Below are 22,352 nucleotides of genomic sequence, written 5' to 3'. Positions count from 1 at the left end.
TCAAGTGTTAGGAAGCTTAAGGTCCTTCTGCTTTTCATTGTACTTTTAGCATAAAATTGATACTATGAATGTAGTATGATAGAAAAGGGGTTGGCGTATCTTTGCTTCAAAAAAATAGTAAACTTGGTCTCACAATCGATGAAATTACAGTTGGCGAGAAGATCCATATAACAGAAAAAATCGAGGATAGGGATTTATTGCTGTATTTAGGGCTGACAAACGATAGTAATCCGCTTTATATTCAACATGATTATGCGGCGATGACACCTTTTCAAAAACCAATTGTGCCGACAATTATGTTAAATGGAATTATTACATCAGCTGTGTCCAAGTATATTCCGGGGCCAGGTGCGCGAATTATTGAGCAACATTTAAAATATTTAGGTCCTCTCTATCATTATGAATTATTTGATACGCTTTTAGAGGTAACGGCAGTCAATAAATACGACAATACGATTACGGTATCTGTACACTCATATAATGAGCAAAAGGAGCTTGTGATTGAAGGGATGCTGTTGGTGACACCACCGCTTATATTATAGACGTCTTGAGATTTGAAATGGGGGTTTCAAATCACTTACGGAGGCATTATACATGACAAAAACAATTTTAGTTATTGAAGATGAATTTTCGATTGCAACATTATTGAAATATAATTTAGAACAGGCTGGCTATGTCGTTGAAACGGCTGCTGATGGTCAGGAAGGACTTGAAAAAGCAATCGACCTACAGCCCAATTTAATTCTTTTGGATTTGATGCTTCCAAAACTAGATGGTATGGAGGTATGTAAACAAATCCGACAGCAACGTATGAATACGCCTATCATTATGTTAACTGCAAAAGATGACGAATTTGATAAAGTTCTTGGTCTTGAGCTAGGCGCAGATGATTATATGACAAAGCCTTTTAGTCCACGTGAAGTATTGGCACGTGTCAAGGCTGTGTTAAGACGTTTCACACAAAATGTTGTGGTAGATGATAAGGATGAGCCTAAAGAAAAAATGTATGAGTTTGGACAATTGAGAGTGTTTCCAGAGCGTTTTGAAGTTTTTTTACAAGACGAAGCATTGGAATTTACACCAAAAGAGTTTGAGCTACTTATTTACTTACTTGAAAATAAAAATCGAGTTTTAACACGTGATCAGCTATTAAGTGCTGTATGGAAATATGATTTTGCTGGCGATACTCGAATTGTGGATGTACACATTAGCCACCTTCGCGATAAAATCGAGGAAAATAGCCGTAAGCCAATGTTCATTAAAACAATCAGAGGCCTAGGTTATAAATTTGAGGAGCCGAAAACGACATGAAATCAATGAGCAACCGCTTATTCTTGACATTCATGCTTTTACTTGGAACGATACTAGCTGTCCTAATGATTGTTATAGGTCAGCTTTTTCCTGTTTATATCAAGCAATACAATGAACAAGCAACCACGCAATTACAGGCGTCGATGGATCAAGTAATCGATGAACGCAAGATGGAATTATCAAAGGAAGATCAGGAAGCATTGTATGCAGTACAGAGCATGAAACAAGAGGAATCCTTGTTGTCCTATGTGCATGCCCGACTCTACTTAGTACTAGCTGTTCTTTTCACCATCACATTAATTTTAATCGCCATTGTAAGCCGTTATATGATTCGCAATTTTACGGCACCTATTGATAACGTGACAGAAACGGCTCTTGAGCTTGCCAAGGGAAACTACCGTGCACGTGCCCATGAAAATGAACATGAACGCATGATACCACTCAGTCATTCCATAAATATTTTAGCACGTAATTTACAGGATATTACGACGATACGTGAAGTAGAGGAAGAACGACTGAAGACCCTAATTGAAAATATGGGAAGCTCTCTCATGATGATTGGCCGTGAAGGAAATATTTCCATCGTGAATCGGGTATTTCTAGAGCGCTTTGATATGCAGCTTGATGATGTACAAGGAAAGGTATTTCGTACAATAGGTTTACCAAAATCATTAGAGCAATTTATCGATCATGTCTTTCTAACAGAGATGCCTTATCGACAACAAATCAAAATGGAAATACAGCAGGAGCTCTATAATAAAGAAGTCTACGGGGCACCTGTCATCGGGGATCATGGACGATGGCTAGGCGTTGTTATCGTTATGCACGATATAACGGAACTTGTTCGATTGGAGCAAATTCGAAAAGACTTTGTTGCTAATGTATCACATGAATTACGTACACCTATTACTTCTATTAAAGGCTTTTCGGAAACATTATTGGATGGGGCCTATAAGGATGAAAAAATGCTGATCTCCTTTTTAGAGATCATTTATAAAGAAAGTAATCGACTTCAAATGCTCATTCAAGATTTATTAGAGCTGTCAAAAATTGAGCAGCATGGCTTTACTGTTAATATTATGCCGATGGGCTTACAAGATGTTTTAATCCGTGGAGCAGAGCTGACTGCACCGCGGTTAGATGAGAAAAATATGAGCTTCCAAGTAGATTTCGAACGAGATGTCCAAGTAATGGGAGATGCCAACCGTATTATTCAAATCGTGACGAATTTAATTACCAATGCTATTACATATTCTCCTGAAAATACGACTGTTTCCATTCGTTTAAAGGAAAATGAAACACATGGCATTATCGAAATAGAAGACCAAGGAATCGGTATTGAAAAGCATGAAATTGCTCGTGTTTTTGAGCGTTTTTATCGTGTGGACCGAGCAAGAAGTCGTAATTCTGGCGGAACAGGATTAGGGTTAGCGATTGTGAAGCATCTTGTAGAGGCCCATCATGGTCGTATTCAAGTAGAAAGCGAAGTCGGAATGGGGACTAAAATGATTGTCATGATTCCAAAAGATTAACAATTCCTTTACATGAACAACATGTTATATTCATATTTGGGTACTATACTAATTACTAGAAACCCCCTATATGATTGTTAAGACGATAACCATAAAAAATCTACTATCTAGTTGGAGATTTTTTAATAAGGATTTTATTTTCACCATAGAAAGAATGTAGTGTCTTTTTTAGGCACTACATTCTTTTTCTGTTTTACAGGGAGGAAAAATAGGTGTAAAGTATAGTAGCATAAAGTTTAACAACAATTTTTTTGGCAATTGTTTGTTAAACCATCGCTTTGACAGTCAGTGAATCAACCTTCTTTTCATTTGAATTGTGTTTTTCTGACTGTTGAGGCAGAGAAAAAAATGAGAGAAGGATGACCATGAAAATCGTCAAAAGTATCGTGCAGATCGGCTATCTTTACATCCTATTATTTATCGGAAATACTATTGCACGCCTACTTCACTTGCCGATTCCAGGGAGCATAATAGGGCTTGTCCTATTATTTTTACTTTTACAGTTTCATATAATCAAGCTTGAATGGATTGAATTAGGAGCAGCTGTATTACTAAGTGAACTCCTACTATTCTTTATCCCATCTGCCATCGGTGTAATTGATTATCATGCTTTATTCGGTGTGCAAGGAATGAAGGTTGTGCTGGTCATTGCTGTAAGTGCAATTGTCGTGATGTTTGTAACGGGCTATACAGCACAATGGCTAGAGCAACGAAAGAAGAGTGATACAGTATGAGTCTATTTATTGCTACCATCAGCTTATTAGGAACTATTGCTATTTTCTATATTTGTAAAATGTTCTATAAGAAATATAAAAAAGAATGGTTATCACCCATGTTGATGACGCCTTTAGTGATTATAGGTATTTTATTGCTGACAGGCATACCTTATAAAACCTATAATACTGGAGCGAATGTTTTAACAAATTTACTAGGGCCAGCAACCGTTGCGTTTGCGATTCCGATTTATAAAAATGTGAATCTATTAAAAAAACACGCATTCGAAATTTTCGTCAGTATTGCGGTTGGCTCTGCAGTTGCTATCGTATCATCCTTTATCATGGCTCTAGTGGTAGGGCTGAATGATGAGTTGGTGCATAGCTTAGTGCCACGTTCAGTAACAACACCTATAGCGATGGACATTTCAAATATGATTGGAGGTTCCCCTACTCTTACAGCCGTATTTGTTATGACGACTGGTATTTTAGGGAGCTTGTTGGCACCCATCGTTATTAAAATTTGCCGTTTCCACAGACCTTCATCTAGGGGCTTAATGCTTGGGATGGGTGCTCATGGAACTGGTACTTCTAAAGCATTTGAAATTGGCGAGCTAGAAGGAACATTTGCTAGCCTGGCAATGATCGTTGCCGCCTTAATCAGCATTGTATTATCTACAACCATTTTCCCAGTATTTGAACATCTGGTTATCAATATCCTGTTGCCATAAAAGGTAACAGGATTTTTTTATCTTGCTTCAGAAATGTTTTTACAAAGCGTCACGTAAAAATAATTATATGAAAATATTTTGAAACTTTTTCTTAAGGTCTCCCGTAAACAATAGTACTAAGCAAAAGGGAGGAATAGACATGAGTGTGAAAAGGACACTAATGATAGTTGGACTTGGAATATTTGGTATTATTGCACTTATTACAGTTTTTACATCATGGTACACGGTGGATGAATCAGAACAAGCTGTTGTCATTACATTTGGTCGTGCCGATGATATGGTTACAAATCCAGGTCTTCACTTTAAATTACCTTGGCCAGTGCAGTCGGTCGAAATTTTATCAAAAGAAACATTTAGTTTACAATTTGGCTATAAGCAAAATAAAGAGGGAGATCTAGAGGCCTACGATGCTGAAACAAAGATGATTACAGGGGATGAAAATATTGTTTTAACAGACCTTGTTGTTCAATGGAAAATTACTGAGCCTAATAAGTTTCTATTTAATTCACAAGATCCTGAAAGAATATTACATAGCGCGACATCGAGTGCCATTCGTTCTATTATCGGAAGTTCTTCTATCGATGCAGCGTTAACAGAAGGTAAAGCTGATATCGAAGCAAAAACGCGTCAATTATTAGTATCTCTTATAGAAAAGTACGATATTGGAATTAGTGTTTTAGGTGTAAAATTACAAGATGTAGAATTGCCAAATAAAGATGTGCGTGCAGCATTCACAGCTGTTACAGATGCACGTGAAATGAAAAATACGAAAATAAATGAAGCTGAAAAATATGAAAACCAACGCATTAATGAAGCCCAGGGTGAACGAGATGCGATTATGTCAAAGGCAAAAGGTGCTAAAACAGCTCGTATTGAGCAAGCACAAGGTGATGTAGCTGTCTTTAATAAAATGTATGAGCAGTATAAAGGCAATCAACAAATTACACGTGAGCGTTTAATTTTAGAGACGCTAGAAAATGTCTTACCAAAAGCACAAATTTACATTATGAATGATGATGGTAGTACGATGAAGTACTTGCCGCTACAGTCACTACAACCTCAGCAGACACAAACAGAGAAAAAAGAAGGGAGCGGTAACTAATGGACCAAAAAAATAAGGATCTTGACAAATTCCTCAATTTTTTATCGGGCAAAAGTAAAAAAGCTGCTCCATCAGAAGGCGACTCAGGGGACAATGTAGTGAAAATGTCAAAAAAAGGTCCTAATAATCCAAAGAAGTATATCTCTCTAGCTGTAACATTAACAGCTGTATTTGCTCTAGTGATTATTTTATTAACGAATATTTATATAGTGAAGGAATCGGAATATGCAGTTGTTCGACAGTTCGGAGAGGTTGTTAAGTTCGAGCGCGAACCCGGTTTAAATATGAAAATTCCATTTATTCAAAGTGTCACTAAGTTACCAAAAAACCAAATGACATATGAAATTTCAGAAGAAGAGATTAATACAAAGGATAAGAAGCGAATAATTATCGATAATTATGCTGTATGGCGTATTACAGATCCAAAATTATTAATTTCTAATGCTGGGACGATTGAAAAAGTGGAATCACGAATGGAAGAATTTATTTATTCTGTTATTCGATCTGAGCTTGGACGAATTGATTATAATCAAATAATTAATGATGAGGATTCTTCGAGAGGCAGCATTAATGATACGGTGACTGAACGTGTTAATGAACTGCTTTCAAACGATAAATACGGCATTGAAGTAGTAGATGTACGTATTCGTCGCATTGATTTGCCAACTGAAAATGAGCAATCTGTTTTTACGAACATGATTTCAGATCGTGAATCCATTGCCCAAAAATATCTTTCTGAGGGAGATGCTCAGAAACGTCGTATTGAAGCCAAAACAGATCAAGAAGTACAAGAAATGCTAGCTACAGCCAATAAAGAAGCTGCCATTATTCAAGCTGAAGGTGAAGCAGAAGCTGCAAAAATTTATAATAAATCATTCTCTCAAGATCCTGAATTTTATTCTTTATACCGCACGCTAGAATCATATAAGAAAACGGTTGGAGAAGATACGGTCATCATTTTACCTTCTACTTCACCATATGCCAATATTTTGTCTGGTTATATAAAATAAACAGTCAATTAAAGTCGTCTCTTATGAAAGAGGCGTCTTTTTTATTGCTACAGAATTATAATTATCTATTTATTTGGATTGTTATTTTATGAAAATAATAGAAATTTATAATTTTATATTCCCCAATCTACTATAATTTGATAGAATGAAAATGTTTAAAATGAATAGTTGGGGGTAAGAGCTTTGAAATTAAAAATTAGCACATGGCTCCAAAATTTAGGGATCGCTTGTAGTATAGCATCGTTATTGACACTCTTCTTTCGCCTATCTGAATTTTCCTGGGTGACGAAAAGTGTTTATCATATACCAGTCTTTTTTGTTTGTATCTTTTTAATGAGTATTATTATTGCAGCGGATGTAAGAAATTTGTTTAAAAAATTGTTTTGGTATGAAAAACGTAAGATTCAGCGTCCTATTTGGCAAGTAGGGATCGGCTTTATTTTCTTTTTGGCACAAATCAGTATGGTAATGGTATTTAGTCAAGAGTTGACACAGCCACAATTAGGTGGTATGCCATTATTTCTAGTGATTGCCTTTATGAATGCATTTATATTAACCGTCATATATGAAGAAATTTTTTATCGTACATCCAATCAATAACAGCTATCGAATATTGAAATTTCAGATGGACCCAGATTATAACCTTTTAACGGTTTGATGATGTATTAATAAAGCCAATCGCATTGAGCGGTTGGCTTTTTGCTATGGATCGAGATGCAGAAGTGATGGATAAAACCACAAATGTGATGGATAGCGTGCCGAAAGTGACGGTTAGCACCTCGAAGGTAGCGGATAATCTTGCGGATGACCGTCTGCTTTTTTTACTTGAAATGCATTGTTATGATAAAGTAGAGGGAAGTAGAAGACAACGCAGGAGGATAAAATCATGACCAAAGAAAAATTACTATTATTGGACGGTAATAGTTTAGCGTATCGCGCGTTTTTTGCGTTGCCATTGTTAACGAATGATAGTGGTATTCATACTAATGCTGTATACGGCTTTACAACAATGCTACAAAGAATATTAGAGGAAGAACAGCCAACGAAAATATTGGTGGCCTTTGATGCAGGAAAAACTACGTTTCGCCATGAAACTTTCACGGAATATAAAGGTGGGCGACAAAAGACACCACCAGAACTATCAGAGCAGTTCCCTTATTTACGAAAGCTTATAGATGCCTATGGTATTAAGCAATATGAGCAAGAATTATATGAAGCGGATGATATTATTGGGACGCTTGCTAAAGAGGCTTCGTCACAAGATATGGATGTCATCATCGTAACGGGAGACCGCGATTTAACGCAGCTGGCGACAGAGCAAGTAACCGTTTATATTACGAAAAAAGGCATAACAGAAATTGAGAAAAATACACCTGCCTTTATTGCAGAAAAATACGGTTTATCACCGCTACAAATTATCGATATGAAAGGTTTAATGGGGGATGCCTCCGATAATATTCCTGGTGTGCCAGGTGTTGGTGAAAAGACCGCTGTTAAATTATTGAAAGAGCATGGCTCCGTTGAGGCACTTTATGAGGCGATGGATACATTGAAAGCTTCTAAAATGAAGGAAAAGCTGGTGGCTAATGAAGAGCAGGCTATCATGAGTAAGAAGCTGGCAACGATCTATACAGAAGCCCCTATTACGATTTCACTTGCTGACCTCGCCTATAACGGACCAAATGAAGAAGAATTAATCAATGTCTGGCGTGAGCTTGGCTTTAAATCACTCCTTGATAAAAGTGATTTTACAATGCAGGAAGAAGAGCAAGCACCTTTCGATTATGTACTAGCCGAAGAAGTGCAACCAGAGGATTTACTAGATGTAATGGCTGTCCATGTTGAACTGGAAAATGAGCATTATCACACTTGTCAGCTACTAGGAATTGCGTTGTCAGATGGAACAAAGACGCAATATATTCCATTTGATATTGCAGCAAAATCGGATGCGCTCCGTCGCTGGCTAGAAGATGCCACAAAAATAAAGTATATGTCCGATTCAAAGGCAGCTCAAGCGGCATTAAAGCGAGTAGGTATTCAATTGGCAGGCGTTGACTTTGATCTGCTACTAGCCTCTTATATTAATAATCCTGGATTAAGCGGGGATGATGTAGCAACACTTGCGAAGGAATTAGGTTACTATGATGTTCAAGCAGATGAGACGGTTTATGGAAAGGGAGCTAAGCGTGCAATTCCTGACATGGATCAACTTGCACAGCATGTTAGCCGTAAAGCCTTTGCTGTGTGGTCATTACAGCCAAAGTTAGCAACCTTATTAAAAGAGAATGAACAATTTGAACTTTATAAAAACCTAGAGCTACCATTGGCAGGGATTTTGGGCGAGATGGAAAGTGAAGGGATTACTGTTAACCGTGCTACGTTAGAGAAAATGGGTCAAGAGCTTAATGATAAGCTGATAGTGATTGAGCAAGAAATTTATGCGGAAGCTGGAGAAACCTTTAATATTAATTCCCCTAAACAATTAGGTGTTATTTTATTCGATAAGCTAGGGTTACCTGTCATTAAAAAGACCAAAACGGGCTATTCAACAGCGGCTGATGTACTGGAAAAATTACAGTCAGAGCATGCTATCATCAAACATATTCTGTTGTATCGCCAGCTTGGAAAATTACAATCCACATATATTGAAGGCTTATTAAAGGAAATCCATGAATCAGATAGCAAGGTCCATACACGCTTCCAACAAGCATTAACGGCGACAGGGCGTTTAAGCTCCACTGATCCAAATTTGCAGAATATCCCGATTCGTTTAGAAGAGGGTCGCAAAATCCGTCAAGCATTTGTCCCATCAAAAGAGGGGTGGATTCTGTTTTCTGCTGACTACTCACAAATTGAATTGCGAGTGCTTGCACATATGTCGGAAGATAAAAACCTTGTAGAGGCCTTCCGTGAAGGGATGGATGTTCATACACGTACTGCTATGGATGTATTCCATGTAGCCGAAGAAGAGGTTGATAGCAATATGCGTCGTGCAGCGAAGGCTGTTAACTTTGGTATTGTCTATGGTATTAGTGATTATGGCCTTTCACAAAACTTAGATATTACACGTAAGGAAGCAGCCACGTTTATTGAAAAGTATTTCGCAAGTTTCCCCGGTGTGAAACAGTATATGGATGATATTGTGCAAAATGCGAAATTTAATGGTTATGTCACAACGATTTTAAATAGACGTCGCTATTTACCAGACATTACAAGCTCCAACTTTAATTTAAGAAGCTTTGCAGAGCGTACTGCGATGAATACGCCGATTCAGGGAAGTGCTGCGGATATTATAAAAAAAGCGATGATCGATATGGATGCTCGATTGAAAAAAGAAAAAATGCAGGCAAAGCTACTTCTTCAAGTGCATGATGAATTGATCTTTGAAGCACCTCAGGAAGAAATTGCATTGCTAGAAAAAATTGTACCAGAGGTAATGGAAAATGCTATTGAGCTTTCAGTACCGCTCAAAGTAGATTTTAACCATGGCTCGACATGGTACGAGGCAAAATAAGGAGGGATTCAAATGCCTGAATTACCAGAGGTGGAAGGTGTCGTCCAGGCATTGAAACCAAAGATTGAAGGACGCACCATTCAACAGGTTCAACTATCTGAAAGAGTACATTTCTCTTTTAGTGAAGGGAAACAATGTATTGTAAAACAAGCAGAGCCTGATGCTTTTGAAATAACGATGTCCCAGATGACCATTACCAAAATTGAACGACGAGCGAAATACATTTTCTTTCATTTGCTGAGGGATGATGTTCCATATGTCCTTGTCAGTCATTTAGGCATGACAGGTGCCTGGTTTGTTGTCAATTCACCAGAAGAAATCCATGAGGCAAAATTCCAAAAGCATATTCATGCCACATTTAAAATGGCTGATGGAGGATACTTGATTTATTCGGATATTCGCCGCTTTGGCGAACTTCGCTTTCTAACAAAAATTGAAGATCATGCGCCATTAACAAAAATGGCCCCAGAGCCATTTGATGAGCATGCATGTGACTTTTTTATAGCAAAATCTAAATTACCGAAATATGAAAATAAGGCGGTAAAAGAAGTGATTATGGATGGGCAAGTCATATCGGGCTGTGGCAATATTTATGCTACAGAGGCATTGTTTGCTCAGAAAATTCACCCAGCACGCAAAATGAACCGCATCAGTGAAAAGCGGAAGCGGGCATTATTCAAGGAAATTGTTACTGTCCTACGTCAAAGCATTGAAGCAGGCGGTTCAACGATATCCGACTATCGAAATATTAATGGGGAAGCTGGGAGTATGCAAAATCGACTGCAAATGTATGGGAAAAAGCTATGTCCAGTATGTGAAATGGCAACAAGTCAAATGACGATTGGTGGGCGTACCTCAGTTTATTGCCCAAATTGTCAACATTAAAGGGGATTTAACGATGATTATCGGACTTACAGGGAGTATTGCAAGCGGAAAAAGTACAGTAGCAAAAATGATGATCGAACTGGGGTTACCGATTGTCGATGCAGATGTTGTAGCACGAGATGTTGTAGAACCAGGAACAGAGACTTTAGCATTCATTGCTGAAAGCTTCGGACAAGCCATTTTGCTTGAGGATGGCCATTTAAATCGAACAATGCTTGGGGATATCATTTTCCATGAGCCTGCTAAGCGCAAAATATTAAATGATATTATGCATCCAGCTATTCGCAAAGAAATGCTACGTCAGCGCGATGCCTATTTAGAGGCAGGACATGAGCATGTGGTAATGGACATTCCATTGTTATTTGAAAGTAAGCTGCAGCATTTTGTAGAGCGTATCATTGTGGTATCAGTCAGTGAAGAAGTTCAGCTCCGTCGCTTAATGGAACGCAATCATTTATCGAAAGAGGATGCATTGGCGCGTATGCACTCGCAGCTACCGATGTCTGTCAAAGAAAAAGGTGCACATGCGGTCATTTATAATAATGAGAATATAGAAAACACAGAGGAACAATTAATAAAAATCCTGCGCTATTGGGGTGTTATTTAATTGGTCAATCAGGTGCGTAGCAAGCCAATCTTGCTGCGCATTTTTTTATGGGAAAATGCCATAATAAAGAATAATTTTTCAGAAAATAAGAACTTTTATATTCTCAATATATAATGTTCATCTTTTTTAAAATTGTGTTATACTAATCACCATAAAGTATATAATTAATTAATTTGAGTTTGTACTCACGGGAGGATATTATAAATGACAGTATCAATTGCTATTAATGGTTTCGGGCGTATCGGACGTATGGTTTTCCGCCAGGCTATCGTACAACAAGGTTTAAACATCGTTGCAATTAATGCAAGCTATCCAGCAGAAACGTTAGCACATTTGATTAAGTATGACACAAATCACGGAACATTTGAGGGTACGGTAGAACCAGCAGGCGATGCTTTAGTTGTAAATGGTAAACGTGTTCAAATTATTAGTGAACGTGATCCATTAAAATTACCTTGGGCTGAAATGGGTGTAGATATTGTTATTGAAGCTACTGGTAAATTTAATGAGCGTGATAAAGCAGCTATGCACTTAGAGGCTGGGGCAAAAAAAGTAATCCTAACAGCACCTGGTAAAAACGAAGATGTCACAATTGTTTTAGGTGTAAATGATGACAAACTCGATATTGCGAAACATGATGTTATTTCAAATGCTTCTTGTACAACAAACTGCTTAGCGCCAGTTGCAAAAGTATTGAATGACACATTTGGCATTGAAAATGGCTTAATGACAACGGTTCATGCATATACAAACGACCAAAAGAACTTAGACAATCCACATAAAGATTTACGTCGTGCACGCGGCTGCGCACAATCTATTATTCCAACATCTACAGGTGCTGCAAAAGCATTGAAATTAGTTTTACCTGAATTAGAAGGTAAAATTCATGGTATGGCACTTCGCGTTCCTACACCAAACGTATCTTTAGTAGACCTTGTAGTAGATTTAAATACGGATGTCACAGTTGACTCTGTCAATGCAGCATTCGTAAAAGCTGCAACAGAGGGGCCAATGAAGGGCATTCTCAACTTCTCAGTAGAACCATTAGTATCTGCTGATTACAATACAACTACTTACTCTTCAACAGTTGATGGACTTTCTACAATGGTTTTAGGCAATCGCAAAGTGAAAGTACTTGCTTGGTATGACAACGAGTGGGGCTACTCTGCACGTGTTGTAGACCTTGTGAAAAAAGTGGCGAATGCTTTAGAGACAGTAAACGCGTAATAATTTTTTATAGAGAGCACATTGAAATCGACATGGTTTCAATGTGCTCTTTTTTTGGAGAAACTTTCCTTGTGCTTTAGGTTCTTTAGGTTTATCATGAGCACACAAACATGAATGCACTTTTCTTACATGTAGGAAATTTGTTATAATAGAAATATTAAAATGTTGTAAATCAGGAGAGTAATTATATGAGATGTCCATCTTGCCAATTTAACGGAACGCGTGTTGTGGATTCGAGGCCAGTAGATGATAACAAAGAAATTCGTAGACGTCGTGAATGTGAGTCATGTGGCTTCCGTTTTACAACGTTTGAAAAGATTGAAGAAACACCATTAGTTGTAGTGAAAAAGGAAGGTTCACGAGAGGAGTTTAGCCGTGAGAAGGTACTTCGTGGGCTTATTCGTGCTTGTGAAAAACGTCCAGTGGCGCTTGATGTACTGGAGGAGCTTGTCCTGTCAATTGAAAAGGATCTTCGCCGTATTGGAAATTCAGAAGTACGTTCAGAAGATGTTGGTGAAATGGTAATGGACCGCCTAGCCAAAATCGATGAGGTCGCTTATGTGCGTTTTGCATCGGTTTACCGTCAGTTTAAAGATATCAATGTCTTTATTGAGGAAATAAAGGACATTATTCAACGTCAGACGGAGAAGAAATTATAGCAAACAGAGAGGATGAATGACGTTGATTCATTTATATAAGGAATTGCAGCCTGGCGATCCTTTCGACATTCGTCTACCTCATGCATTTTCTACACAGGAGCGTCAATTAGTTACATTATTTTATCAACCATTAACGGGTTCAGAGCCAATCAGCCTTTATTTAACATTATGGGCGGAAGCAGAGCAAATGCCAAAACAACAAATGACACATTATTATTTAATGAATGTGCTTGGATTGCCCATTGGTAAAGTGTTTGAAGCTCGTATTGCACTAGAGGCAATTGGTTTGCTGCGTACATGGAAAAAGGAAAATGCTGGTGAGCGTAGTTTTTTATATGAGCTACAGCGCCCACTAGATGCAGATAGCTTTATGAAAGACCCGTTGCTGTCGATGTTTTTGTTTAGCAAAATTGGCGAACAGGCCTATCGAAATTTACGTCAGCGCTTTATGTCACCAATAAAGGATACGGAGCTTAAGGATGTGTCCCGTGCCTTTATTGATGTCTTTAAGCCTGTTCACGCTAATATTCCAGCAGATATACAAGTAGATACGAGTCATAAGGATAAACAACCGAAAGTATATCCTTTTTATTTGGAGCAATTTGATTTTGAGCTATTACAAGCAGGTTTGTCAGAGCAATTGGTACCTTCCAATTTGCTGACATTAGAAGTACGTGAAGCGATAGCAAAACTGGCGTTTTTATATCATTTAACGGCCCTTGATATGCAAAAAGTTGTGATTCTTGCTTTGGATGATGATTTAGGAATTTCCCAGGAACGTTTACGTAAGGCCGCTGCCGATTTTTATAAATTAACCGTGTCAAAGGAGCCGCCAAAATTAGCACGGGTAACTGAACCATTACCAGCAGCAGAAGCAGGGCAAAAAACGAAGGATCAAGAGCTCCAACACTATTTAGAAACGACAGCACCTGTACAAGTGTTACGTGATATTAATAATGGAAAAGAGCCTTTGCAAACTTCTGTCCAGCTAGCGGAAAATTTAATCGTTCAGCATGGTATGCCTATTGGAGTGGTCAATGCTTTGTTAGAATACGTTATGCTAACGACAGATATGAAGCTGCCAAAAAAATATGTGGAAACGATTGCGGATCACTGGGTACGTAAAAATGTTCAAACAGCCAAGGAAGCTATGGAGCTTGCACGTCAAGAGCATGATAAATATACGGCTTGGAAAAATAAGCCACAGACTACAAGTAAAACGAATCAGCAAAACAAAAGACGTTCAGGACAGCAACGTGAAGAAAAAGTGCCTGAATGGTTCTATAAACGGAATGAAAAACAAGAGGAATCTACTTCTAGCACAATAGATTTTGAAAAAGAGCGACAGAAAATATTAGAGATGCTAGGAAAAAGTGAATAGTAAAGAAGGTGAACAACTATCGAACCTATAAATGGACCATTAAAACGAGCAATTAATGTACCCTCGTTTCAAGAACGCTATGAAGCAATGCGACGTGAAATTTTAGAACATCCACGTGTGCAGGAATTCTTAGCTCAGCATGCAGATGAATTAAACTATGACAATATAGAGCGAAATTTACCTAAGCTTCATGAGTTTATTAGTCAATCTACTGAGTGCTGTGGCTGTGACAATACGGAACATTGTACAAACTATTTAAAAGGCTTCCTTCCTACATTAAGGGTAGTACGGAATTCTATTGAAATGGACTATGTACGCTGTGAGCAAAAAATCAGAGAAGAAGAACGTCGAGATGTTGCGAATATGATTGCCAGTATGCACATGCCAAAAGACGTGCTTCAAGCAACTATTCAAGATTTAAGTATTGATGATGAATCACGTGTGACAATTGCACAAAAGGCAGCTCAATTTGTAAAAATGACAAAAGAAACAGGTCAATTACCTTCAAAAGGTTTTTACTTATACGGTAAATTTGGTGTAGGGAAATCTTTTGTACTTGGAGCACTAGCTAATGAATTAGCGTCCACTAAAATTCGCTCTGTTGTGGTTTTTGTTCCAGAGTTTTTACGAGAAATGAAAAACGCCATTGGCGACAATACCTTGAACGAGAAAATTGATTATATAAAAAAAGCTCCTGTTTTAATGCTAGACGATTTAGGCGCAGAAACGATGACGGCTTGGACACGAGATGAAATATTAGGAACTATTTTCCATTATCGTATGGCAGAGCAATTGCCAACGTTTATTACATCTAATTTTAATTACGATGAATTAGAGCATCATTTAGCACAGTCACAAAAAGGTGATATCGAGGTTGTAAAGGCAGGACGTATTATGGAACGAATAAAAGCCTTGACTGAGCCCATTGAAATGCGAGGTAATAATCGTAGAATGTAACATGGCATTGATAGTTGCATTTTTCGACAATCGAGCGTATACTGACTCATATACTTAATATCAATATGCATTGATGAGGACATGAATTTTGTGTATCGGCTTATAGAGAGGGAAGTCATTGGCTGAAAACTTCCTAGTGTGAGCACATCATTTACTACCTACTGAGCAGCGAAAGGGATAATCTTTCGCCGGTCCCTAGCCCGTTAGCTAGCCTTGAGCTTCGTCTGACTTTGGATAAGTCGGAAGGAAGAAGGGTGGAACCACGAGCATACGCTTCGTCCCTTTCGTAGGGACGGGGCTTTTTTATTTGTCTCAGATTTCATTGAAATCGTTGTGGGAAATGGTGGCTCCGCTCATAAAAGGAAAGAAGTAGCTCATGAAAGTAATGTCTCCACTCTAACCGAGTAGGACCCCGCTCAATTCAAGCCGAAGTCACACAAACAATGACTCAAGCTAATCATCAAGCATTATGTATTCAACAAAATGAAGGAGTGCAAAGAATATGTCAGAAATGATTAAATTAACTTTCCCAGATGGCGCTGTAAAGGAATTTGCAAAAGGTACATCAACTGATGATGTAGCATTATCTATTAGCCCTGGCTTACGTAAAAAAGCTTATGCCGGTAAAATCAATGGTGTGTTAGTAGATTTAAAAGCACCAATTGAAGAGGATGCAACAATTGCGATTATTACACAAGATGATGTGGAAGCACTTGAAATTTTACGTCACTCTACTGCCCATTTAACAGCACAAGCTATTAAACGTCTATTCCCAGATGTGAAGCTTGGTATTGGCCCAGTCATTGAAGGTGGTTTCTACTATGATATTGACTCACCAACACCAATTACTGCTGAAGATTTGCCAGCAATTGAAAAAGAAATGAAAAAAATTATTGCTGAAAACCTAGAAGTAGAACGTAAAAATGTAAGCCGTGCCGAAGCACAAGCAATCTATGAGGAGATTGGCGATGAATATAAATTAGAATTACTTGAGGCCATTCCAGCAGATGAGCAAGTATCTATTTATTATCAAGGCGAGTTTTTCGATCTTTGCCGTGGTATTCACGTACCATCAACTGGGAAACTACGTGAATTCAAGCTGTTATCATTAGCAGGTGCATATTGGAGAGGGAACTCTGATAACAAAATGCTACAACGTATTTATGGTACAGCGTTCTTCAAAAAAGAAGAATTAAAACATCACCTACAAATGCTAGAAGAAGCAAAAGAACGTGATCACCGTAAAATCGGGAAAGAGTTAGAACTATTTACAACTTCTCAAAAAGTAGGTCAAGGTTTACCACTTTGGTTACCAAATGGTGCAACAATTCGTCGTGTTATTGAACGTTATATTGTCGATAAAGAATTATCACTAGGTTATAAACATGTTTATACACCTGTATTAGGTTCGAAAGAGCTTTATCAAACTTCGGGTCACTGGGATCATTACCAAGATTCTATTTTCCCACCAATGGAGATGGATAACGAGACATTAATTATGCGTCCGATGAACTGTCCTCACCATATGATGGTATACAAAAACAGCATGCATTCTTATCGTAACCTACCATTACGTATTGCAGAGCTTGGTACAATGCACCGTTATGAAATGTCAGGAGCGGTTTCAGGTTTACAACGTGTACGAGGAATGACTTTAAACGATGCACATATTTTTGTTCGTCCAGATCAAATTAAAGCGGAGTTCCAAAAAGTAGTACAGTTAATTTTAGAGGTTTATAAAGATTTCGATTTAAATGATTACTCATTCCGTTTATCTTATCGCGACCCAGCAGATACTGAAAAATACTTCGATGATGATGCAATGTGGGAAAGAGCACAAAGCATGTTAAAAGAAGCAATGGATGAGCTTGGCTTAGATTACTTCGAAGCAGAAGGTGAAGCGGCATTCTATGGTCCTAAACTTGACGTTCAAGTAAAAACAGCGATTGGTAAAGAAGAAACTTTATCTACAGTTCAATTAGACTTCTTATTACCAGAGCGATTTGACTTAACGTATGTTGGGGAAGATGGAAAACCACACCGTCCAGTTGTTATTCACCGTGGAGTTGTATCAACAATGGAACGTTTCGTTGCCTTCTTAATTGAAGAATACAAAGGGGCATTCCCAACTTGGTTAGCACCAGTACAAGTAGAAGTTATTCCAGTATCGAATGAAGCACACTTCGACTATGCAAAACAAATTGAAGAGCAATTAACAGCAGCTGGCTTGCGTGTGGAAATGGATGATCGTGAAGAGAAATTAGGCTATAAAATCCGTGAAGCACAAATGAAAAAGATTCCGTATATGCTAGTAATTGGTGACAAGGAAGTAGAGGCGAATGGCGTAAATGTTCGACGCTATGGCTCAAAAGATTCAGAAACAATTAGCTTTGAGGATTTCCTAGCAACTATAAAAGCCGAAATTACAAAATAAGCTTTCATAATAAAGTACGCTTGCCAAAGTGAGGGTTTCTGTGTAAAATGAATCTTGTTTTTGTATAGAACATTTGCATTTAGGCTAAGCTAGTAGTGATAAGAAAATAAACATTTGACAGCTTATCATATACATGCTAATATAGTTAAGGTTAATGAATACAAAGTTTGTGGTTGAAGTAGAGGCTGCCCGCTTCTCACCTGATACAACGCTTTAAAGGCTGTGAACAGGTATGACACGTTGAATTGTTTTGCGTAGACTTGCGCATGCACATATAGCGGGCGGACATCTTCAAAAATGTCCGTCCTTTTTTTATGGACATGACAAGAGGATGTACCGTTCAACCGGGCAAGACTTTGCCCAAACCATGTATTCGCGACAACTACTTGGAGGTGGATTACTATTAGCAAAGACATGTATGTAAACGAAGGCATTCGCGCACGTGAACTTCGATTAATCGATCACAATGGTGACCAGCTTGGTGTAAAGACACGTAATGAAGCGCTAGAAATCGCCACTCGTGTAAACTTGGATCTTGTCCTTGTGGCCCCTCAAGCCAAGCCGCCAGTCGCTCGTATCATGGACTATGGTAAATTTAAGTTTGAACAGCAAAAGAAAGACCGTGAAATTCGTAAAAATCAAAAGGTCATCGTCATGAAAGAGGTTCGTTTGAGCCCATCAATCGATGAGCATGATTTCCAAACGAAGTTACGTAATGCGATTAAATTCCTTGAAAAAGGCGATAAAGTAAAATGTAGCTTACGTTTCAAAGGTCGTGCGATTACACATAAGGACATTGGTCAACGTGTGTTAGATCGTTTTGCTGAAGCTTGTGCTGAAGTATCAACGGTAGAACAAAAACCGAAGATGGAAGGCCGAAGCATGTTCTTAGTTCTTCAACCAAAGAACGAGAAATAATATTAGACGAACAGTTTAGGAGGAATTCGACATGCCAAAAATGAAAACTCACCGTGGAGCTGCGAAACGTTTCAAAAAAACGGGTTCAGGTAAATTAAAATATGACCGTGCTTATGGAAGCCACTTATTCGCAAACAAATCTACGAAACAAAAACGTCACTTACGTAAAGCAAACATCGTTTCATCTGGTGACTTCAAACGCATCAAATCTTTACTTGTTTACATGAAATAATTGACTACAAAAATACTAACATTCATTTTTAAATGAAAAGCAGGAGGTAATTCATATGCCACGCGTAAAAGGCGGAACAGTGACGCGCAAACGTCGTAAAAAAGTATTAAAATTAGCTAAAGGTTACTATGGTTCAAAACATACATTATATAAAGTTGCTAACCAAGCGGTAATGAAGTCAGGTCAATATGCATACCGTGACCGTCGTCAGAAAAAACGTGATTTCCGTAAATTATGGATCACTCGTATCAATGCAGCTGCTCGTATGAACGGTCTTTCTTACAGCCGTTTAATGCACGGTTTAAAAGTTGCTGGTATCGAAGTTAACCGTAAAATGTTAGCTGACCTTGCTGTAACAGATGCTGCAGCATTCACTCAACTAGCAGACGCTGCTAAAAAAGCAGTAGCTAAATAATAGTTGACGTAGTCAACTATTATTTCTGCACCGAAAGCGCAGCGGCAGGTGCAAAATAGGAATTTTCTGCACCGAAAGCATAAGCGACAGGTGTTAAAAAAGACTGATGGATTTTTCCATCAGTCTTTTTTGTGTTAGATTAGTAGTATAACGTTTTCTAGATAAAGGAGTAAGAAATGGGACAAGCATTATTAGCGTATATGAGCATTGTATCGATTGTGCTGCTCATTTTAATGGGTATGGATAAATCACGTGCTAAAAAACATGAATGGCGTATTGCGGAGCGCACGTTGTTTACGCTTGCCATAGCAGGAGGGGCAGGAGGTGGCGTGCTAGGTATGTATTTATTCCGCCATAAAACACGCCACAATCGTTTTGCATTTGGTTTTCCACTATTAGCAGCCATTCAAATTTTTATCATTGTACAATTGTGGTCATAATTGACATGAATTAAAAACACATCCTCATGATGGGGATGTGTTCCGCATAAGCTGTTCAATGGGCTGCTTCCAATTAATTTTTGCGTTTGGATAGTTCAATAAAATTTCCTGCTGTAAATATTCAAAGTCGCTTTTGGAGAGGCCTTGCAGCGTCGCAGCGTCACGCGCACCGACAAAAATAGTCACAACCTCGAAAGCATCCTCTGTCGTGCCTAGGTATTTTTCACCTTCAAAAAGAGCACCCTTATAGGAAATGAAGAAATTCTTTCGCACATTTTTAACGTCATCGTAAAAATAATATTGGCCTTTTTCATAGGCTTCATCAAGTTTGCGTTTAGGATCGGTTATATAACGAATCGCTTTATAAAATACATAGATAATAAGCGCTATCACAGCAAGTCGAATTAGTAACGGCAACATTTTTAAATTTTCCCCCTTGAAGAAAGGTTATTCTTTCCTATACGATTAGAGAGGTCAAATAGTTTCATTTTATTTAAAATATTTTTTTAGAAATTTAGGAGATAAAAATGAATTTACAACAATTGTTTACAATGCAACAAGAGCTGGATGATTTTATCGAGCAAACACAAAATATTCAGCAAGATGTGTTTCAGGAAAAGGGCTTAGCCTTAATGGTAGAGTTAGCAGAGCTTGCGAATGAAACGCGCTGCTTTAAGTTTTGGAGCACAAAGGGGCCTTCAGCACGTGAGGTTATTTTAGAAGAATATGTGGATTCTATTCACTTTATCTTATCGCTTGGCTTATTAAAGGGCTATACATCGATTGAAAAGTGGCCTGTGGTAGAAGAAAATCGAGATTTAACAGCCATTTTTTTAGAGACACAAAGTGCTATTTTAACATTTATTCAGCAACCTACCAAGGAGCGCTACTTAGCCATTTGGCAATGCTACGGGGTACTCGCGTATAACCTCAGTTTTACATTTGAGGACGTGGTTGGCGCTTATATTGAGAAAAACCAAGAAAATTACCAGCGTCAGCGTTCAGGATATTAAAGTAAGAAATACACTAATTTTCAGACGATTAAGCTAGGAATATTTCGGTAAACGAAGTATAATAAAGTAGATACGAGAAGTAGGAGGCAAAAGGATGACACAACTAGATTCAACATTGCAAATGTTTAAAGATTTAACAGATGCGAATGGTATTGCAGGTAATGAGCGTGCACCTCGTGAGGTCATGAAAAAATACATTGCACCATATGCAGACACTGTAGAAACAGATAACTTAGGTAGTGTAATTGCTAAAAAAGTAGGCGATGAAAACGGTCCTAAAATTGTCGTAGCAGGACATTTAGATGAAGTAGGTTTCATGGTAACGCAAATCGATGACAAAGGCTTTATTAAATTCCAAACGGTAGGCGGCTGGTGGAGTCAAGTAATGCTTGCACAGCGTGTAACGATTACTACTCGTAAGGGTGATGAAGTGATTGGGGTTATTGGTTCAAAACCACCTCATATTTTACCTGCAGATGTACGTAATAAAGTAGTAGACATTAAAGATATGTTTATTGATATTGGTGCTGCTTCTAAAGATGAAGTACTTGAGTGGGGCGTGCGTCCTGGCGATATGGTAACACCATACTTTGAATTTAATGTTATGAAAAATGATAAGTATCTATTAGCAAAAGCTTGGGATAACCGTATCGGTTGTGCTATTGCGATTGATGTTATGAAAGCGTTACAAAATGAAAAGCATCCTAACATTCTTTATTCAGTAGGGAATGTACAAGAAGAAGTGGGGCTTCGCGGTGCTAAAACAGCAACACATAAAATCCAACCAGATATTGGATTTGCAGTAGATGTAGGTGTAGCAGGAGACACGCCAGGTGTTACAGCTAAAGAATCAACTAGTAAGATGGGTGCTGGCCCACAAATCGTTGTGTATGATGCATCTATGGTATCACACCGTGGCTTACGTGAATTCGTATTAGATGTAGCAGATGAGCACAATATTCCATATCAATTTGAAGCGATGGCTGGCGGTGGGACAGACGCTGGCTCCATCCACGTAACAGCAAATGGCGTACCAGCACTATCCATCGGTATTGCGACACGCTACATCCATTCACATGCAGGTATCCTACATCGTGATGATTATGATAACGCTGTTAAATTAATGGTAGAAGTTATTAAAAAATTAGACCGTGATGCAGTCAATAAAATTACATTTGATTGATTGAATGATAAGAACTAAATAGAATTCCCATAGTTTTGCCTTCTAACGACAATGTTAGGAGGCTTTTTTCGTTGCTTAAACCAATATA

23 protein-coding genes and 1 other annotated feature are annotated in these 22,352 nt (G+C 38.1%); of the genes, 22 read left to right on the top strand and 1 reads right to left on the bottom strand.

The window, feature by feature from the left end; genetic code table 11:
- The first annotated feature begins 101 nt into the window (after nucleotides 1–101).
- From MHI04_RS16445 to MHI04_RS16350, 20 genes are all read left to right on the top strand, one after another.
- On the top strand, nucleotides 102–542 hold the full coding sequence (locus tag MHI04_RS16445; RefSeq protein WP_036118931.1) for a MaoC/PaaZ C-terminal domain-containing protein: 441 nt from the start codon (nucleotides 102–104) through the stop codon (nucleotides 540–542).
- A 52-nt stretch (nucleotides 543–594) separates the two neighbouring features.
- On the top strand, nucleotides 595–1,311 hold the full coding sequence (locus tag MHI04_RS16440; protein ID WP_036118933.1) for a response regulator transcription factor: 717 nt from the start codon (nucleotides 595–597) through the stop codon (nucleotides 1,309–1,311).
- The gene (locus MHI04_RS16435; protein WP_036118935.1) at nucleotides 1,308–2,843 is read left to right on the top strand and encodes an ATP-binding protein; all 1,536 of its coding nucleotides are present in this window, start codon (nucleotides 1,308–1,310) and stop codon (nucleotides 2,841–2,843) included. The genes MHI04_RS16440 and MHI04_RS16435 overlap by 4 nt, the downstream gene beginning before the upstream one ends.
- 365 nt (nucleotides 2,844–3,208) lie before the next feature.
- Entirely contained in the window at nucleotides 3,209–3,577 is a 369-nt protein-coding gene (locus tag MHI04_RS16430) for a CidA/LrgA family holin-like protein (RefSeq protein ID WP_036118937.1), read from the top strand.
- Entirely contained in the window at nucleotides 3,574–4,287 is a 714-nt protein-coding gene (locus MHI04_RS16425; protein WP_036118940.1) for an LrgB family protein, read from the top strand. Before MHI04_RS16430 ends, MHI04_RS16425 begins: the two co-directional genes overlap by 4 nt.
- Before the next feature lie 139 nt (nucleotides 4,288–4,426).
- Nucleotides 4,427–5,389, top strand: a complete 963-nt coding sequence (gene hflK / locus MHI04_RS16420) for an FtsH protease activity modulator HflK (RefSeq protein ID WP_036118942.1) — start codon at nucleotides 4,427–4,429, stop codon at nucleotides 5,387–5,389.
- Nucleotides 5,389–6,399 carry a protease modulator HflC gene (locus MHI04_RS16415; protein ID WP_036118944.1) on the top strand — a complete coding sequence of 337 codons (1,011 nt, stop codon included), beginning with the start codon at nucleotides 5,389–5,391 and terminating at the stop codon, nucleotides 6,397–6,399. The genes hflK and MHI04_RS16415 overlap by 1 nt, the downstream gene beginning before the upstream one ends.
- A gap of 183 nt (nucleotides 6,400–6,582) precedes the next feature.
- Nucleotides 6,583–6,999, top strand: coding sequence for a hypothetical protein (locus MHI04_RS16410; RefSeq protein WP_036118946.1), 417 nt, complete (start codon nucleotides 6,583–6,585; stop codon nucleotides 6,997–6,999).
- 286 nt (nucleotides 7,000–7,285) lie between these two features.
- Nucleotides 7,286–9,913: a DNA polymerase I gene (polA, locus tag MHI04_RS16405; RefSeq protein ID WP_036118950.1), complete on the top strand. Its 2,628-nt coding sequence runs from the start codon at nucleotides 7,286–7,288 to the stop codon at nucleotides 9,911–9,913.
- A gap of 12 nt (nucleotides 9,914–9,925) precedes the next feature.
- On the top strand, nucleotides 9,926–10,798 hold the full coding sequence (gene mutM, locus MHI04_RS16400; protein WP_036118952.1) for a bifunctional DNA-formamidopyrimidine glycosylase/DNA-(apurinic or apyrimidinic site) lyase: 873 nt from the start codon (nucleotides 9,926–9,928) through the stop codon (nucleotides 10,796–10,798).
- A 13-nt stretch (nucleotides 10,799–10,811) separates the two neighbouring features.
- A complete protein-coding gene (gene coaE, locus MHI04_RS16395) occupies nucleotides 10,812–11,405 on the top strand; it encodes a dephospho-CoA kinase (RefSeq protein WP_141904696.1) in 594 nt (197 codons plus the stop codon).
- Between the two features lie 204 nt (nucleotides 11,406–11,609).
- A complete protein-coding gene (locus tag MHI04_RS16390) occupies nucleotides 11,610–12,632 on the top strand; it encodes a glyceraldehyde-3-phosphate dehydrogenase (RefSeq protein WP_036118955.1) in 1,023 nt (340 codons plus the stop codon).
- Nucleotides 12,633–12,820: 188 nt separating this feature from the next.
- A complete protein-coding gene (gene nrdR / locus MHI04_RS16385) occupies nucleotides 12,821–13,291 on the top strand; it encodes a transcriptional regulator NrdR (protein ID WP_036118958.1) in 471 nt (156 codons plus the stop codon).
- Between the two features lie 16 nt (nucleotides 13,292–13,307).
- A complete protein-coding gene (locus MHI04_RS16380; protein ID WP_036118960.1) occupies nucleotides 13,308–14,672 on the top strand; it encodes a DnaD domain protein in 1,365 nt (454 codons plus the stop codon).
- A 27-nt stretch (nucleotides 14,673–14,699) separates the two neighbouring features.
- Nucleotides 14,700–15,629: a primosomal protein DnaI gene (gene dnaI, locus MHI04_RS16375; RefSeq protein ID WP_255358782.1), complete on the top strand. Its 930-nt coding sequence runs from the start codon at nucleotides 14,700–14,702 to the stop codon at nucleotides 15,627–15,629.
- 502 nt (nucleotides 15,630–16,131) lie between these two features.
- Nucleotides 16,132–18,063, top strand: a complete 1,932-nt coding sequence (gene thrS / locus MHI04_RS16370) for a threonine--tRNA ligase (protein ID WP_340809320.1) — start codon at nucleotides 16,132–16,134, stop codon at nucleotides 18,061–18,063.
- 170 nt (nucleotides 18,064–18,233) lie between these two features.
- Nucleotides 18,234–18,382, top strand: a sequence feature (ribosomal protein L20 leader region).
- A 95-nt stretch (nucleotides 18,383–18,477) separates the two neighbouring features.
- Nucleotides 18,478–18,981, top strand: coding sequence for a translation initiation factor IF-3 (gene infC / locus MHI04_RS16365; RefSeq protein ID WP_025114499.1), 504 nt, complete (start codon nucleotides 18,478–18,480; stop codon nucleotides 18,979–18,981).
- A gap of 31 nt (nucleotides 18,982–19,012) precedes the next feature.
- Nucleotides 19,013–19,213: a 50S ribosomal protein L35 gene (gene rpmI, locus MHI04_RS16360; protein ID WP_004226312.1), complete on the top strand. Its 201-nt coding sequence runs from the start codon at nucleotides 19,013–19,015 to the stop codon at nucleotides 19,211–19,213.
- A 55-nt stretch (nucleotides 19,214–19,268) separates the two neighbouring features.
- Nucleotides 19,269–19,628, top strand: a complete 360-nt coding sequence (rplT, locus tag MHI04_RS16355) for a 50S ribosomal protein L20 (protein ID WP_004226314.1) — start codon at nucleotides 19,269–19,271, stop codon at nucleotides 19,626–19,628.
- A 176-nt stretch (nucleotides 19,629–19,804) separates the two neighbouring features.
- Nucleotides 19,805–20,068: a DUF1294 domain-containing protein gene (locus tag MHI04_RS16350; RefSeq protein ID WP_058843380.1), complete on the top strand. Its 264-nt coding sequence runs from the start codon at nucleotides 19,805–19,807 to the stop codon at nucleotides 20,066–20,068.
- A gap of 24 nt (nucleotides 20,069–20,092) precedes the next feature.
- Here the strand turns inward: MHI04_RS16350 and MHI04_RS16345 are convergent, their stop codons facing one another.
- Nucleotides 20,093–20,488: a hypothetical protein gene (locus MHI04_RS16345; protein WP_036121631.1), complete on the bottom strand. Its 396-nt coding sequence runs from the start codon at nucleotides 20,486–20,488 to the stop codon at nucleotides 20,093–20,095.
- Nucleotides 20,489–20,595: 107 nt separating this feature from the next.
- Here MHI04_RS16345 and MHI04_RS16340 point away from each other — a divergent pair, with 107 nt between their 5' ends.
- Together MHI04_RS16340 and MHI04_RS16335 are read left to right on the top strand one after the other, a co-directional pair.
- Nucleotides 20,596–21,081 (top strand): dUTP diphosphatase, encoded by a 486-nt coding sequence (locus tag MHI04_RS16340; protein WP_036121628.1) that lies wholly within the window; start codon nucleotides 20,596–20,598, stop codon nucleotides 21,079–21,081.
- Nucleotides 21,082–21,175: 94 nt separating this feature from the next.
- Nucleotides 21,176–22,264, top strand: coding sequence for a M42 family metallopeptidase (locus MHI04_RS16335; RefSeq protein ID WP_036121625.1), 1,089 nt, complete (start codon nucleotides 21,176–21,178; stop codon nucleotides 22,262–22,264).
- The last annotated feature ends 88 nt before the right edge of the window (nucleotides 22,265–22,352 follow it).

It is taken from the genome of Lysinibacillus sp. FSL K6-1151 (assembly GCF_038630755.1).
GTDB lineage: Bacteria > Bacillota > Bacilli > Bacillales_A > Planococcaceae > Lysinibacillus > Lysinibacillus fusiformis_D.
The sequence above is the reverse complement of the archived record's forward strand: the minus strand, read 5'-3'. Positions and strand labels throughout refer to the sequence as shown.